General features: G+C 60.4%; 11 protein-coding genes and 2 tRNA genes. 10 read left to right on the top strand and 3 right to left on the bottom strand.

All coding sequences use genetic code 11. The features are described 5' to 3' along the window. Positions 1-11 precede the first annotated feature (11 nt). Positions 12-1,304, top strand: a complete 1,293-nt coding sequence (locus M5C01_RS06385) for an adenylosuccinate synthase (protein WP_103498401.1) — start codon at positions 12-14, stop codon at positions 1,302-1,304. A gap of 140 nt (positions 1,305-1,444) precedes the next feature. Next, positions 1,445-3,379, top strand: coding sequence for a methyl-accepting chemotaxis protein (locus M5C01_RS06380; protein ID WP_178129784.1), 1,935 nt, complete (start codon positions 1,445-1,447; stop codon positions 3,377-3,379). A gap of 288 nt (positions 3,380-3,667) precedes the next feature. Here the strand turns inward: M5C01_RS06380 and M5C01_RS06375 are convergent. Further along, a tRNA-Leu gene (locus tag M5C01_RS06375) sits at positions 3,668-3,754 on the bottom strand. Here M5C01_RS06375 and M5C01_RS06370 point away from each other — a divergent pair. After that, positions 3,729-3,968 carry a hypothetical protein gene (locus M5C01_RS06370; RefSeq protein WP_152737684.1) on the top strand — a complete coding sequence of 80 codons (240 nt, stop codon included), beginning with the start codon at positions 3,729-3,731 and terminating at the stop codon, positions 3,966-3,968. The genes M5C01_RS06375 and M5C01_RS06370 overlap by 26 nt on opposite strands. Positions 3,969-3,970: 2 nt before the next feature. Here M5C01_RS06370 and M5C01_RS06365 read toward each other — a convergent pair. Next, a tRNA-Leu gene (locus tag M5C01_RS06365) sits at positions 3,971-4,057 on the bottom strand. Positions 4,058-4,281: 224 nt separating this feature from the next. Between M5C01_RS06365 and rnr the strand changes: the two genes are divergently transcribed. The 7 genes from rnr (at position 4,282) to dnaB (ending at position 11,598) form a co-directional block, all read left to right on the top strand. Then, a complete protein-coding gene (gene rnr, locus M5C01_RS06360; protein WP_103495654.1) occupies positions 4,282-6,894 on the top strand; it encodes a ribonuclease R in 2,613 nt (870 codons plus the stop codon). Continuing rightward, positions 6,891-7,652 (top strand): 23S rRNA (guanosine(2251)-2'-O)-methyltransferase RlmB, encoded by a 762-nt coding sequence (gene rlmB, locus M5C01_RS06355; protein WP_100939697.1) that lies wholly within the window; start codon positions 6,891-6,893, stop codon positions 7,650-7,652. Before rnr ends, rlmB begins: the two co-directional genes overlap by 4 nt. A gap of 334 nt (positions 7,653-7,986) precedes the next feature. Continuing rightward, the gene (gene rpsF / locus M5C01_RS06350) at positions 7,987-8,409 is read left to right on the top strand and encodes a 30S ribosomal protein S6 (RefSeq protein ID WP_040063859.1); all 423 of its coding nucleotides are present in this window, start codon (positions 7,987-7,989) and stop codon (positions 8,407-8,409) included. 28 nt (positions 8,410-8,437) lie between these two features. Then, a complete protein-coding gene (gene rpsR / locus M5C01_RS06345) occupies positions 8,438-8,668 on the top strand; it encodes a 30S ribosomal protein S18 (protein WP_002551829.1) in 231 nt (76 codons plus the stop codon). Positions 8,669-8,704: 36 nt separating this feature from the next. Further along, complete coding sequence (locus M5C01_RS06340) at positions 8,705-9,607, top strand: hypothetical protein (RefSeq protein WP_103495656.1); 903 nt, start codon at positions 8,705-8,707, stop codon at positions 9,605-9,607. A gap of 19 nt (positions 9,608-9,626) precedes the next feature. Continuing rightward, entirely contained in the window at positions 9,627-10,073 is a 447-nt protein-coding gene (rplI, locus tag M5C01_RS06335; RefSeq protein ID WP_017125059.1) for a 50S ribosomal protein L9, read from the top strand. A gap of 127 nt (positions 10,074-10,200) precedes the next feature. Further along, positions 10,201-11,598, top strand: coding sequence for a replicative DNA helicase (gene dnaB, locus M5C01_RS06330; RefSeq protein ID WP_103495657.1), 1,398 nt, complete (start codon positions 10,201-10,203; stop codon positions 11,596-11,598). Positions 11,599-11,644: 46 nt separating this feature from the next. Here the strand turns inward: dnaB and M5C01_RS06325 are convergent, their stop codons facing one another. Beyond that, on the bottom strand, positions 11,645-15,589 hold the full coding sequence (locus M5C01_RS06325; protein ID WP_152737683.1) for a DUF6543 domain-containing protein: 3,945 nt from the start codon (positions 15,587-15,589) through the stop codon (positions 11,645-11,647). Positions 15,590-15,595 lie beyond the last annotated feature (6 nt).

The following is a 15,595-nucleotide window of genomic DNA, read 5'->3' as shown; positions in this document are numbered from 1 at the left end:
GGACAAGTGTTATGGGTAAGAATGTCGTAGTCCTGGGCACCCAGTGGGGTGATGAGGGCAAAGGCAAGATCGTTGATCTGCTGACCGAACATGCTGCCGCCGTGGTGCGCTATCAAGGTGGCCACAACGCTGGCCACACCCTGGTGATCGACGGTGAGAAAACCGTCCTGCACCTGATCCCGTCGGGTGTACTGCGTGAAGGCGTCCAGTGCCTGATCGGCAACGGCGTGGTGGTTGCACCGGACGCCCTGCTGCGGGAAATCACCAAGCTGGAAGAGAAAGGCGTACCGGTGCGCGAGCGCCTGCGTATCAGCCCATCCTGCCCGCTGATCCTGTCCTATCACGTCGCCCTGGACCAGGCGCGCGAAAAAGCCCGTGGCGAGCTGAAGATCGGTACCACCGGTCGTGGTATCGGCCCGGCGTACGAAGACAAGGTCGCGCGTCGCGGCCTGCGTATCGGCGACCTGTTCCACCGCGAGCGTTTTGCCGCGAAGCTGGGCGAGTTGCTCGACTACCACAACTTCGTGCTGGTCAATTACTACAAAGAGCCGGCCATCGACTTCCAGAAGACGCTCGATGAGTGCATGGAATACGCCGAGATGCTCAAGCCGATGATGCTTGACGTCACCGCCGAGCTGCACAACCTGCGTCGTGCAGGCAAGGACATCATGTTCGAAGGCGCCCAGGGTTCGTTGCTGGACATCGACCACGGTACCTACCCGTACGTCACCAGCTCCAACACCACCGCCGGCGGCATCGCCACCGGTTCGGGCGTGGGTCCGATGTACCTGGATTACATCCTGGGCATCACCAAGGCCTACACCACCCGTGTCGGTTCGGGTCCGTTCCCGACTGAGCTGTTCGATGACGTCGGTGCCTTCCTGGCCAAGCGTGGCCACGAATTCGGTGCAACCACCGGTCGTGCCCGCCGTTGCGGCTGGTTCGATGCCGTGATCCTGCGTCGCGCCATCGACGTCAACAGCATCTCGGGCCTGTGCCTGACCAAGCTGGACGTGCTCGACGGTCTTGAAACCATCAATATCTGCGTGGGTTACAAGAACGAAAACGGTGCGGTCATCGACGCGCCGACCGATGCCGACAGCTATATCGGCCTGGAACCGGTGTACGAAGAAATGCCGGGCTGGACCGAGTCGACCCTGGGGGCCAAGACCCTGGAAGAGCTGCCGGCGGCCGCTCGTGCTTACATCAAGCGCGTCGAAGAATTGGTCGGTGCACCGATCGACATTATTTCGACGGGTCCGGATCGCAACGAAACCATCGTTCTGCGTCACCCGTTCGCCTGATAAGCCGTTGATGTAGATCACAAAGACCCCCTTTTGGGGGTCTTTGTCGTTTCTGCCTGTTGTTCGGCACGGGCCTTGCTGGGATTATCCTCTAAAAAGGGTGCTATCAAATTAATGGCGCCAAAGTCGAGGAATCTCCAGTGTCGGCCATTCTCTCACTGTTACAAAGCCGTCTATTGCGGCCTGTGTTCGTTACTCTGGGTATCGCTCTTTTGGTGCAGGTGCTGGTGGCGGTCGCTCTGACCCGAAGCACGGTCACTGCGCTGGAGGCTGATCTGGGCGCTCGCCTGGGTATCGACAGCCAGAAGCTGTCCGGGGAGCTGGAGCAGGCGGGCAAAGAGGTGACGTCGAGTCTCGACAGCCTTTCGGTCAATACGCGCCAGCGTCTGAACAGCGGCTTGTCCTCGCGACTGAAGGATGAGCAGGCCCAGTTGCGTACGGCGTTGGAGAAGGATCTGCAGGATTCGGCCAACGACATGGCGCAGCTATTGGCTTCCGTGGCCCCGCGAGCCATGTGGGATAACGATGTACCGACCCTTTCCGAATTCGCCCGTCGCGCCCAGCGCAATCCGAATGTTCTGTTCGTGGTCTATGACGATGCGGCTGGCGAACACCTGACCCGCTACCTGAACCGTGAAAACCCGATCAACCAGGCTCTTTTGGCCAAGGGTGAGGGTGAGCGGGCGCTGGACAAGGTGCTCAGTGCGGCGAAGAACGATCCATCGGTCTACTACGTCGAAGCGTCGATCAGCCCTAACGGTGTGGAGATCGGCAAGGTGCGGATGGGGGTTTCCACAGCCTCGGTCGAGACCGAGCTGAAGGCGTTGGACCAGCGTTTCACGGCCTTGATCGCCAGCAGCGACAAGCTGGTGGGCGATAGCCTGCAAGGGGCGTCGGCGGACAGTTCCAAGGCCATGCAGGCGCGCTTGCAATCGGCTCAGGCCACCGCTTCGCAAATGCAGGCCAATACCACTGCAACCGTGCAGGATGCGGCGCAGACCCTGCGTTGGCGGATCGGCATGGGTCTGGCCCTGGTCGGTCTCGGCGTGCTGCTGTTACTGGCGGTGGTGCTCGGGCGGCGGGTGGTCAACAAGCTGCATCTGCTGATTGCAGCTTTGAATGACCTGGCAGCCGGGGAGGGTGATCTGACCAAGCGCGTCCAGCTCAACAGCAATGATGAAATCGGTGATATGGCTTCGGCGGTGAACCGTTTTGTCGAAAAGCTGCAGCCTATCGTGCGGGAAGCGGGTGATGTGGCCCAGCGTACCGGCGTGGAAATCGGCCAGATGACTTTGCGCAACGCTGGTGCCGATGCCGCCGCGAATTTGCAGCGTGACGAAGTGGCGCAGAGCTTGCGCGAATTGTCGAAGATGGCCGATGACGCGCAGACCGAAAGCCATGCGATGCAGGCGGCGTTGAAGCAGGTGGTGGATATTCGCCAGGCGACCGATGAAAACACCCGGACTTCGAATCAGGTCGGCAATCTGATCGAGGCCCTGGCTGGACAGGTGGATACCGGTTCCAAGGTAATCGAGCGGCTGGCGCAGCAGAGTGAGCAGATTGAAGTGGTGCTGACGGTGATTCACGGGATTGCCGAGCAGACCAATCTTTTGGCTCTGAACGCGGCCATCGAGGCGGCGCGGGCGGGTGAAACCGGTCGCGGGTTTGCCGTGGTGGCGGATGAGGTGCGAGCGTTGGCGAGCAAGACGCAAAGCTCCACCGGCGATATCCAGGCGCATATCGGTGCTTTGCAGCAGGGCGCGCGGGAGGCGGTGGCGGCTATTGGGCAGGCGGGGCGTCAGGCCAGTGAAGGTTTGGCGGTGTTGCGCAGCAGTGTGAAGTTGCAGCAGAGCGTGCAGTCTTCGGTGGAGCAGGTGCATGCGGCGATTGGCCTGGCGACCAAGGCGGCGGCCCATCAGGCCGAAGGCGCGCATGCGGTGCGTGGGCGGGTCGAGGTGATCCATGCCCAGGCCGAGCGCGCGGCGCAGGCGGTGGTGGAGACCACGGCCAGCGGCAAGGTGCTCGACAGCCTGGCGGGGCAGCTCAAGGCGAGCCTGGGGCAGTTCCGGGCCTGATGCGGGGTGTCAGTGCTGGCCTCTTCGCGGGCAAGCTCCGCTCCCACGGGATTTGTGCCGCGCCGCCAATCTACGGCCAGGCGCGGACACTGTGGGAGCGGAGCTTGCCCGCGAAGAGGGCCTCAAGAGCGCCAAAGTACTTTCAGGCATGCTCCTGGCCTTAGCCGCGCCATCAATGCCGCTGAGAGTAGGGGTAAGAGTGAGTTGAAATGATTGAACCCCAGAAACGCAAAAACCCGCTTTCGCGGGTTTTTGTGAGATTTCAGAGTGATACTCTGAAACTTGAATTGGTGCCCAGAAGAAGACTCGAACTTCCACGACCTTGCGGTCACCAGCACCTGAAGCTGGCGTGTCTACCAATTTCACCATCTGGGCAGCATCAGCAGCGTTGCGCGCCGTTGATGGGTCGCACTATACGGAGAGCCTTTTGATCTGTAAACCCCTGTTTTTGCTTTTAATTAAATCTCGGGTGCGGCTCGGTATCCGCCAGGGGCGGGTGGTGGAGCCGGAAGATTTGCAGGAGGCAGAAACGCAAAAACCCGCTTTCGCGGGTTTTCGTGAGATTCCAGAGTGTTACTCTGAAACTTGAATTGGTGCCCAGAAGAAGACTCGAACTTCCACGACCTTGCGGTCACCAGCACCTGAAGCTGGCGTGTCTACCAATTTCACCATCTGGGCAGTATCGTCAACGTCTCCGTCGTCGATGGCGCGCACTATACGGAGGCGCCTTTTAACTGTAAACCCCTGTCATGAAAAAAACCAAAAAAAACGCTTCAATGTGCATCAGCCGGCATTTTTCACGCGGACAAATGGGTTTTAAGGCCGCCTGTGTGCCTGAAATTTCCCGTTTCAATACGCGTATGCCAAACTAACCCGCATATAGACAAGGTGAAATTTATCTAATGGCCGATTGGCAGTCCCTCGATCCCGAGGCCGCTCGTGAAGCGGAAAAATACGAAAACCCCATTCCTAGCCGCGAGCTTATCCTGGCGCACCTGTCCGAGCGTGGATCGCCGGCCAGTCGCGAGGAGCTGGTGGATGAGTTTGGTCTGACCACTGAAGATCAGATCGAGGCTCTGCGCCGCCGCCTTCGTGCCATGGAGCGCGATGCGCAACTGATTTACACCCGCCGCGGCACTTACGCGCCGGTGGACAAGCTCGACCTGATCCTCGGCCGCATCGCCGGCCACCGCGACGGTTTCGGTTTTCTGATCCCGGACGACGGCAGTGACGACCTGTTCATGAGCCCGGCGCAAATGCGTCTGGTGTTCGATGGCGACCGTGCCCTGGCGCGGGTGTCCGGCCTGGATCGGCGCGGACGCCGTGAAGGCGTGATCGTCGAAGTGGTGTCCCGTGCTCACGAGAGCATCGTCGGGCGTTACTTCGAAGAGGGCGGTATCGGCTTCGTGGTCGCGGACAATCCGAAGATCCAGCAGGAAGTGCTGGTGACCCCGGGCCGCAACGCCGACGCCCGTGTCGGTCAGTTCGTCGAGGTGAAGATCACCCACTGGCCGACGCCGCGCTTCCAGCCCCAGGGCGATGTGATCGAAGTGGTGGGCAACTACATGGCGCCCGGCATGGAGATCGATGTCGCGCTGCGCACCTACGACATTCCCCACGTCTGGCCCGAGGCCGTGCTCAAGGAAGCGGCGAAGCTCAAGCCGGAAGTCGAGGACAAGGACAAAGAGAAGCGCGTCGACCTGCGCCATCTGCCGTTCGTCACCATCGACGGCGAAGATGCCCGCGACTTCGACGATGCGGTCTACTGCGAAGCCAAGCCCGGCAAGCTGCGCCTGTTCTCCGGCGGCTGGAAGTTGTACGTGGCGATTGCCGACGTTTCCAGCTATGTGAAGATCGGTTCTGCGCTGGACACTGAAGCCCAGGTTCGTGGCAACTCGGTGTACTTCCCCGAGCGCGTGGTGCCGATGCTGCCGGAGCAGCTGTCCAACGGCCTGTGCTCGCTGAACCCGCATGTCGACCGTTTGGCGATGGTCTGCGAGATGACCATCAACAAAAGCGGGCAGATGACCGACTACGTGTTCTACGAAGCGGTGATCCACTCCCATGCCCGCCTGACCTACAACAAGGTCAGCGCGATCCTGGAACAGCCGAAGACCACCGAGGCGAAGAAGCTGCGTGGCGAGTATTCGGAAGTGGTTCCGGACCTCAAGCAGCTCTACGCCCTGTACAAGGTGTTGCTGGCGGCCCGTCATACCCGTGGCGCCATCGACTTCGAAACCCAGGAAACGCGGATCATCTTCGGTTCCGAGCGCAAGATCGCGGAAATCCGTCCGACCACCCGCAACGATGCCCACAAGCTGATCGAAGAATGCATGCTGGCGGCCAACGTGGCCACCGCCGAGTTCCTCAAGAAGCACGAGATTCCGGCCTTGTACCGGGTGCATGACGGTCCGCCGCCGGAACGCCTGGAAAAACTCCGTGCCTTCCTCGGTGAGCTGGGCCTGTCCCTGCACAAGGGCAAGGACGGTCCGTCGCCGAAGGATTACCAGGCGTTGCTGGCCAGTATCCAGAGCCGCCCGGATTTCCACCTGATCCAGACCGTGATGCTGCGCTCGTTGAGCCAGGCGGTGTACAGCGCTGATAACCAGGGCCACTTCGGCCTGAATTACGAGGCCTACACCCACTTCACTTCGCCGATCCGTCGTTACCCGGACCTGCTGACGCACCGCGCGATCCGCAGTGTCATCCACTCCAAGCAGGACACCCCGCACGTGCGTCGTGCCGGCGCGATGACCATTCCGAAGGCGCGGATCTATCCGTACGACGAGGCGGCGCTGGAGCAGTTGGGCGAACAGTGCTCGATGAGCGAGCGGCGTGCCGACGAAGCCACCCGTGACGTGGTGAACTGGCTCAAGTGCGAGTTCATGAAGGATCGCGTGGGCGAGTCGTTCCCGGGTGTGGTCACTGCCGTGACCGGTTTCGGCCTGTTCGTCGAGCTGACCGATATCTACGTCGAAGGCCTGGTGCATGTCACCGCCTTGCCGGGCGATTACTACCATTTCGATCCGGTTCATCACCGCCTGGCGGGCGAGCGCACCGGTCGCAGCTTCCGCCTCGGCGACACGGTGGAAGTGAAGGTCATGCGCGTCGATCTCGACGAGCGCAAGATCGACTTCGAAATGGCCGAGAAAACCCTCAGCGCGCCGATCGGTCGCAAGAAACGTGGCACTGAAGCCACCGCACCTGCCCCCGCGCCTGTCGCGAAAGCGCCGGAGCCGGCCAAGGCCGGGCGTCGTGGCGCGGTGGCGAAGAAGTCGGACGAGGCTTATCGCCCCAGCGATGCAGCGGCGAAAAACGCCGAAGTGCGCCGCAGTCGCGAACTGAAGCAGGCGTTGTTGGCCGAAGCCAAGAACGGCGGTAAAGGCAAGACCGAGGGAAAGCCCGCGCGCGGGACGTCGTCGGAAAAACCGAGCAAGCATCGTAAAGGCCCGCCAAAAGCGGGCGCTGGTCCCGCGAAAAGCGGCGGGGCGCGTAAACCCAAGGGCAAGTCATGAGTCAGTTGGAAAAAATCTACGGCGTCCATGCCGTAGAGGCGTTGTTGCGTCATCACCCGAAACGCGTCAAGCAGATCTGGTTGGCCGAAGGCCGCAGTGATCCGCGGGTCCAGGTGTTGCTGGGGCTGGCCGCGGAAAACCGCGTGTCGGTCGGCCAGGCCGAACGCCGCGAGATGGATGCCTGGGTCGAAGGCGTGCACCAGGGCGTGGTGGCGGACGTGAGTCCGAGCCAGGTCTGGGGTGAGGCAATGCTCGACGAACTGCTCGATCGCACTGAAGGCGCACCGTTGATCCTGGTGCTCGACGGCGTGACCGACCCGCACAACCTGGGTGCTTGCCTGCGCACCGCCGATGCGGCGGGTGCGTTGGCGGTGGTGGTGCCCAAGGACAAGTCGGCGACCCTGACGCCGGCGGTGCGCAAGGTGGCTTGTGGCGCGGCGGAAGTGATTCCGCTGGTGGCGGTGACCAACCTGGCGCGGACCCTGGAAAAACTCCAGCAGCGCGGCCTGTGGGTTGTCGGCACGGCGGGCGAGGCAGAGCAGGAGTTGTACCAGCAGGACCTGACCGGCCCGACCATCCTGATCATGGGCGCCGAAGGCAAGGGCATGCGTCGCCTGACCCGCGAGCATTGCGACTACCTGGTGCGCCTGCCGATGGCCGGTAGCGTCAGCAGCCTCAACGTCTCCGTGGCCACCGGCGTGTGTCTGTTCGAAGCGCTGCGCCAGCGCAGCGTCAAGGCCGCCACCAAAAAGGCCTGATCCGCACCTCCCTTGCAGGAGCCGGCTTGCTGGCGATGAACGATTACGCGGTCTTCCTGAAGCACCGCGGCGTCTGCATCGCCAGCAAGCCGGCTCCCACAGTGATCGCATTCACCTCGGTTGTGATTCAAGGGTCAAGGCGGCGGTGCTTGTTGCGATGGGTTGTTCAAATAATCACCAATTGTCTTGCGCCCCTCGCCCCCCTTCTCTACAATTGCGCCCCTTGCCGTGATGGCTGGCGCATCCGTGCCTACTCCAGGCAAGACACACAAGTGTCATTCACTCCTTGTCTGACCGTTTTTGAGCGGCAGGCTACAACCCGTAAGGAGCATTCATGCGTCATTACGAAATCATCTTTTTGGTCCACCCGGATCAAAGCGAACAAGTCGGCGGCATGGTAGAGCGTTACACCAAGCTGATCGAAGAAGACGGCGGCAAAATCCACCGTCTGGAAGATTGGGGCCGTCGTCAACTGGCCTATGCAATCAACAATGTTCACAAGGCTCACTACGTGATGCTGAACGTTGAATGCACTGGCAAGGCCCTGGCCGAGCTGGAAGACAACTTCCGCTACAACGATGCTGTGATCCGTAACCTGGTCATCCGTCGCGACGAAGCCGTTACCGGCCAGTCCGAGATGCTCAAGGCTGAAGAAAACCGCAGTGAGCGCCGTGAGCGTCGCGACCGTCCTGAGCACTCCGACGCCGATGGCGTTGAGGGTGATGACAGCGACGCCAGCGATAACGCTGACGAGTAATCCACGGACCTTTTGAGGAGCCAATTACATGGCACGTTTCTTCCGTCGTCGTAAATTCTGCCGCTTCACCGCTGAAGACGTGAAAGAGATCGATTACAAAGATCTCAACACCCTGAAAGCCTACGTATCCGAAACCGGCAAAATCGTTCCAAGCCGTATCACCGGTACCAAAGCTCGTTATCAGCGTCAGCTGGCCACCGCTATCAAGCGCGCCCGCTTCCTGGCCCTGCTGGCCTACACCGACAGCCACGGCCGCTGAGACCGGGCAGTCGACACGCAGTAAAGGATTGAATGCATGCGCGCCTTAGCTGGTTTCATCATGCGCGGACGTATGCAGGCCATGCTCGTCGTGGCCGGATCTGCGGCATTGCCGCTGTTGTTCTGGTTGAGTGCCGCCGCCGGGTGCCTTGTGCTCCTGCGGCGTGGTTCGGACGCCCTTGGCGTCATTGGTCTGGGTGTGTTGTCGGTGCTGCTGTTCTGGCACTTCAACATCCAGAAAGACCCCACGGCCCTTCTGGTGCTGCTCGGGTCTTGCAGCCTGGCGCTGGTTTTACGCGCCGGCTACTCCTGGAACCGCGTGCTGCTGGTCAGCATGGCAGTAGGGTTGGTATGTGCGGTGAGTCTGGGGACGATTTTCAGTCCCTTCATCGAAGGGTTGGCGCAGACGTTTGAACAAGTCGTGCCGCTGGCTCTCGGTGAGGTCTACCAGAAGTTGTCGGTAGATCAGCGAGCGTTCCTCGCGTCACTGGCCGTGCCCCTCTTGATCACCTCGACGGCGATCTCGCTGCAGGTCTTTAGTGTGATGTGCCTGATTCTTGGGCGCTATTGGCAAGCGTTGTTGTACAACCCCGGTGGTTTCGGACGCGAGTTTCGCGAAATCCGGATCCCCAAGAAGGTGGCGCTGTCGCTGCTGGCCATCATGTTTGTCGCGCCGTTTATCGGCCTGCATGCATTGATTCTGTTGCCGCTGTGCAGTGTTCCGCTGGTCTTCGCCGGCCTGTCCCTGATTCACGGGCTGGTGGCGAAGAAGAAACTGGCCAGTTTCTGGCTGGTGGGGATGTACGTCACGCTCGTGCCATTCATGCACTTGCTCGGTCCGTTGCTCATGGTATTGGCCATTGTCGACAGCCTGATTGATTTTCGCGGACGCCTGGCGTCGAAAGAGGCCGATAACGGTTCCGCGAACGGTGAAGGTTAAAAGTTAAGAGGATTTCCACATGCAACTGATCCTTCTGGAAAAAATCGCCAACCTGGGCAACCTGGGCGATAAGGTAAACGTTAAGGCCGGTTACGGTCGTAACTACCTGCTGCCATTCGGCAAAGCCACCGCTGCGACCGCTGCCAACCTGGCTGCGTTCGAAGAGCGTCGTGCCGAGCTGGAAAAAGCCGCAGCAGACAAGAAAGCTTCGGCTGAATCGCGTGCCGCCCAACTGGCTGAGCTGGAAGTGACCATCACTGCCACCGCCGGTGACGAAGGCAAGCTGTTCGGTTCGATCGGCACCCACGACATCGCTGATGCCCTGACCGCCTCAGGCGTTGAAGTGGCAAAAAGCGAAGTTCGTCTGCCGAACGGCACCATCCGCAACGTGGGTGAATTCGACGTGGCCGTGCACCTGCACGCCGAAGTCGAAGCAACCGTACGCGTTGTCGTGGTGGCTGCTTAAGCAGTACCCAATCGTCTGGCGACTTGCGCGCCAGACGGTTAACATCGGGCACGACTCTGTTCATTCAGGTCGTGCCCTTTGTTTTTTGGGCAACGCCCTTTTGCAAACCCCCTGATTCCAAGTGGCCATGAACGATATCTCCGCTCCCGAGCAATACGACCTGCAAACCGCCGCGCTGAAAGTGCCGCCCCATTCCATCGAGGCCGAACAGGCCGTGCTCGGTGGTCTGATGCTGGACAACAACGCCTGGGAGCGCGTGCTCGATCAAGTCTCGGACGGCGACTTCTATCGACATGACCACCGCCTGATCTTTCGCGCCATCGCCAAGCTGGCCGATCAGAACATGCCGATCGACGTGGTGACCCTGGCCGAGCAGTTGGACAAGGAAGGGCAGACCTCCCAGGTCGGCGGCCTGGGTTACCTGACGGAACTGGCGAAAAACATTCCGTCGGTGGCCAACATCAAGGCCTACGCCGCGATCGTTCGCGAGCGGGCGACCCTGCGCCAGTTGATCGGCATCAGCACCGAAATCGCCGACACCGCGTTCAACCCGCAAGGTCGGACCGCAGCGGAGATTCTCGACGAGGCCGAGCGGCAGATTTTCCAGATCGCCGAAGCGCGGCCCAAGACCGGCGGTCCGGTCAGCGTCAACGACCTGTTGACCAAGGCCATCGACCGGATCGATACGCTGTTCAACACCGACAATGCCATCACCGGCCTGTCCACCGGCTACACCGACCTCGACGAGAAGACCAGCGGCCTGCAACCGTCCGACCTGATCATCGTCGCCGGTCGTCCGTCCATGGGCAAGACCACCTTCGCCATGAACCTGGTGGAGAACGCGGTACTGCGCAGCGACAAGGCGGTGCTGGTGTACTCCCTGGAGATGCCAGGCGAATCGCTGATCATGCGTATGCTGTCCTCCCTCGGCCGGATCGACCAGACCAAGGTCCGTGCCGGTCGCCTGGAAGACGACGACTGGCCACGGCTGACCTCGGCGGTCAACCTGCTCAACGACCGCAAGCTGTTCATCGACGATACGGCCGGTATCAGCCCGTCGGAAATGCGCGCGCGGACCCGTCGCCTGGTGCGTGAACACGGCGATATCGCCCTGATCATGATCGACTACCTGCAGTTGATGCAGATCCCCGGCTCCAGCGGCGACAACCGGACCAACGAGATTTCCGAGATTTCCCGGTCCCTCAAGGCCCTGGCCAAGGAATTCAACTGCCCGGTGGTGGCCCTGTCCCAGCTCAACCGTTCCCTGGAGCAGCGGCCGAACAAGCGCCCGGTGAACTCCGACTTGCGGGAATCCGGAGCGATCGAGCAGGACGCCGACGTAATCATGTTCGTGTACCGCGATGAGGTCTATCACCCCGAGACCGAACACAAGGGCATCGCCGAAATCATTATCGGCAAACAGCGGAACGGCCCGATCGGCTTTATCCGCCTGGCCTTTATCGGCAAGTACACGCGCTTCGAGAACCTGGCGCCGGGTAGCTACAACTTCGACGACGACGAGTAAGGGCGTTATGCCGAGGACCGGACTTGGGGGCGTTGTCCCTTTGGCGCTAATGGCTGCGCGGTAAAATCTCCAGCGTACGAATCTGTTCCCAGGTGTAACCGTGATTCAGGCGTAATTCGTCGAACTCGAAGATGGCTTGGCTGGCGAACAGGGCCGTGATGAAGTAGCGATTTTTTTCGATGCGCCCGTCACGGCCCTTGACGTCAACCGCAAATGCGACCGACTCCACGTTGTAGCCTGTCGCGGCTTGTCGAATGGGAACCCCGTTGCGGTATTCGTAGCGCGTATTGATTCTCGACAGGATGTTATCGCCGGACAGGCAGGGTGCGGCCGGTTCTGGTCGGTCGTCGCGAAAGCGGATCAGGTCATGCGTGGAGTCCTGCCGGACCGCGGTCGCGAAAGGGTCCCGGCGATGGTGGCTGACGATCAGCGGAATCAGCATGCCGCCATAAACCCCCAGTATTTCACCTCTGCGTAGGTAATGCCTGGCGGAAACCAGAAACCTCCCGACCAGATGCTCTTCTTGCGCAGAGCGCAGGTCGTCGTGTTCGAATCGGGCTATTTCCAGCTTGTCTTCGTAGAGTTGTGCGACCTTTTCATAGCCTTGCCATTGCAGATAAGGAACGATTTGTTGAGCGCGAGCCTTTGACTGGCGGCTCCCTTCAGCCTTGGAGTAGTGAATGGCGAGAATGGTCATGGGGTACCCGTCCAGGTCGCGCAAGGGATAGCGACCGTTGTCGACGCGGTCGTAGGTGAGGGGGGAGTTCAAATGGGATCGGTAGGATTTTCGGCTGCGCATGCGCTGTCGTTCAGCTTCCGTGAAGGTCTTGTCATCGCCCGGGCTGGACGGCGTAGCGCCGTGTTTCTGGACCGACAGGCTGCCTCCCGGTGCGAGGTCGGGGGGCTCAGTGCCTTGAGGCAAGACCCACTCACCGTCAGTCTTGCGTTGCAGTAACGGTTGATAAAAGCTGTAGGGCGTCTTGGCGTTCAACAGTCGCCAGCCCTCGGGGGCCTGCCTGACCGGATAGTAGCGGTCACCGTTGCGGATGTAGTGCAAGTGAGCATGGGCGGCCAGGGGCTTGGTGTGGAGATTCCAGTAAATGCCGCCGTTGCGCAGCTCCAGGCCCGACACTGTTGTTCCGCGCACGGCGAAGCTCTCCGGGACCCGCGTGCTGGTGTTTGGCTCTGGCTGCCCTGGTGCATGGTTCGGGACGCGCAGGGCCGGCGTCTGGCTGCGTAATGTCGAGGCGTTCCTGAAGACGGCCTGTTTCAGGTCCATCGCCGCGCGCTTTTCGTCCAGGCTTATATCGAGTGTGCTGTTCAGGGCTTGCTGCGTCAGTTTCGGCATCGCCAGCCAGGCACTTGTGTACAGGTCCTGCAGACCGGATAGCGTACTGCCCTGCTGGTCTTGAAGTTGGTAGAAAGCGCCCGTTTTCTTCAGGCGCCTGTAGGTCAGGCTGTCGTGCTCACCGATGGCCTCCAGGGCGGTGTCGATGTCTGGGTCCCACAGTTCAAGACGAATATCCTGCGGCCAGGTTTCCAGGGTTTCCAGCAGTGAGAAAGCCAGTCGATCACTTTGCTGAGTGTGTGGCCAGCCCGGATAAAGGCCTTCGAACACCCGTGAGATGCGAACCTGCTCCAGGGCTCGCTCAATCTCCCTTTTTAGCGTCGGCTCTGTTTCGGGCGCGCCTTGTGCCTGTATGTCCAATGAGAAAATAACGTCGGCCAGATGACTTTTGGGGAGTTCGGCGTGCACTTGGCGTATTTGTCGTTGCGGCGCTGTGTCGGGTTGTTCTGTCTCGATATACAGGTGTTCGAGCAGGGCCAGGCTTTTCAGTTTCGCCTGGGCCACCAGCTTCAGCGCCAATTGGTTCAGTTGCTCAAGAGGCGCAATAGTGTTCTCCAGCAACGAGTCGATTTCTTCCTGGTCGAGCGCCTCGAGCACCACGTTGAGCAGCGTTCCAGCCATTCTCATACCCGCGCCATACTGGACAGTCACCTGCGAACCACTGCGCAAGATCTCCAGCATTTTGTCCCTGGGCCATCCGGGCAGTCTGGTCAGCAGATATAACTGGATCCTGGGAGACAATTCCGAGACCACGTTGCCCTTGGCCCGCTCGAGATCGAAGTGCTCGATTTCCTGGAGGATCCACAGGCGCTTGAGGCTATCGAGCAGCAGGGGTGGTGTCCGACGGCTGTAGTGATGAATCTGTCGCAGCGTGTAAAGGTGTGTGCCGCTGAACGTCAGGGCAGCGTTCGCAAGCGATTCGGACAGTCTGGCGGCGCGTGGCCCCAGGCGTGCGATCAACTGCTGTTTCGACCAGGTCGGGACTTTCTCGTGGATCGTCCGCCAGGCGCCGACGCCGTTGTGCCGCAGGGGGGGCGAGTAAACGTCCGGATAACCGATCAGCACGATATGCCAGCGGTCGGTGTCTTCATTGTGCTCGACCTTGTAATACTGCTGGTCCAGTTTCAGGACGGTAGCCTGCGCCCATGGGTACAAGCCCAGTGAGTTTGCCTGCCAATGCTCATCGGATGGCTTGATCGCTGATTGATAAGGTGTCAGGTCGGGCTTCCAAAGGCGCGTGCGGCCCTGAAAACGGACACGGATCAACTCGGGCAGCCCGTCTACCACGGTGGCTGTCCGGCTGTTTGTCACCGTCTCGGCCACATTCAGCAAATGGATCAATCCGGCGTTCACTTCCCTGGGGCTCCAGATAAAGAGGTCCTGATAGACAGTGGCGGCGAGCTGGCTGCCTGGCGGTGTCAGCAGGGTCTGGCGGAATCGGGGAATGAAGTCCTTCAGGCCGAACAGCAGGTCCAGGCGCGCCGTGTGGTATTCATCCAGCAATTGTTCGCGTGTTGTGGCATTGGCCTGTGCGCTGGGGGGCGCCAGTCTGCCGACGTCGCTTTCAAGGCGTTGCAGTCGCTGCCAATGAATCTCTTCGAACAGCTCGCCTTCAATCCTTGAAAGACTGATGAGACGCCTCAACTGGGCAGGCGAGCGTCCACTGGCGGCTTTGCTGATCTTTGCCGTCAACAGGCTGCCCTGATAGTCAATCGGCATGAGTCGGCTGATCCATTGCCGGAAATCCGCCGAGCGCATGTGTTCCAGGTAATCCTCTTGAAACTCGACAAGGGACGGATATTCCTTGAGCGCGGACTCGGGGTGTCCAGGACAGTAGATGGCGCAGGGGCCGGTGTTGTCGTCCGGATCGGAAGCGAAATGAATGACTCCGGGTAACGTGTGGCCGAGCCATTTGACTTGTTGATAGCGCGGGAGCTTCCCGGTTCTTTTTCTGATGGGCAGCAGAAAGTATTTCAAGCGGGCCGCACACGCGTCGGAGATGTCGTTTTTCATGAAAGCCATCCATAACGAAACGTTGAATCGGCTCCACTCATGGTGCACAAAATGCTCGCGCTTGTTATCGAAGAGGATGATCTCGTCGGCTGGGCGGTCCAGGTCCAGTATCTGCTTGAGGTGATGGTGGTATTTCAACCCGAGGTCGAGATGGCGGCAGAACCGGGCAAACGTCTTGGGAGTGAGGCTGCTTTTCAGGCCTGCTGCTTTTCCCGAGGGGTAGATGGCCGATCCGCTGCCGAAAGCGTTGTCGTGGGTTTCCCATTCCTCGAAGTTGTAAAGCGCGGCTTCCAGCAACGAGTGTTCGGGACTGGCGTCGTAGATGGGGATACCCAGAAAGCTGTCCTTTTTCCAGCGTTTGGCCAGGGTGGCGACCTGCATGTCGGTGAGATCGCGGGAGAGGGGGCTTATGCCGAGTTCCAGAATGGGCTCGGCAAAGATCTCCAGGCTTTTGAGTGGGCTCAGTATGTTCCTGACAAGGAGCCTGGACGCATTGTTTTCCTGCATGGCCGAACGCAGTCTGGCGTATTGTTCGGCGGTGGCGTTTTTCAGCCAGGCCGGCAGGCGGGACCTGATGAAGGTGGCGTGGGGCAGCGCCTCGGGATCGTTTTCTTCCGACGTCGTGGGCATGGCGCG

The organism is Pseudomonas sp. MWU12-2319, assembly GCF_023242525.1.
GTDB classification, from domain to species: domain Bacteria; phylum Pseudomonadota; class Gammaproteobacteria; order Pseudomonadales; family Pseudomonadaceae; genus Aquipseudomonas; species Aquipseudomonas gingeri_D.
The sequence above is the reverse complement of the archived record's forward strand: the minus strand, read 5'-3'. Positions and strand labels throughout refer to the sequence as shown.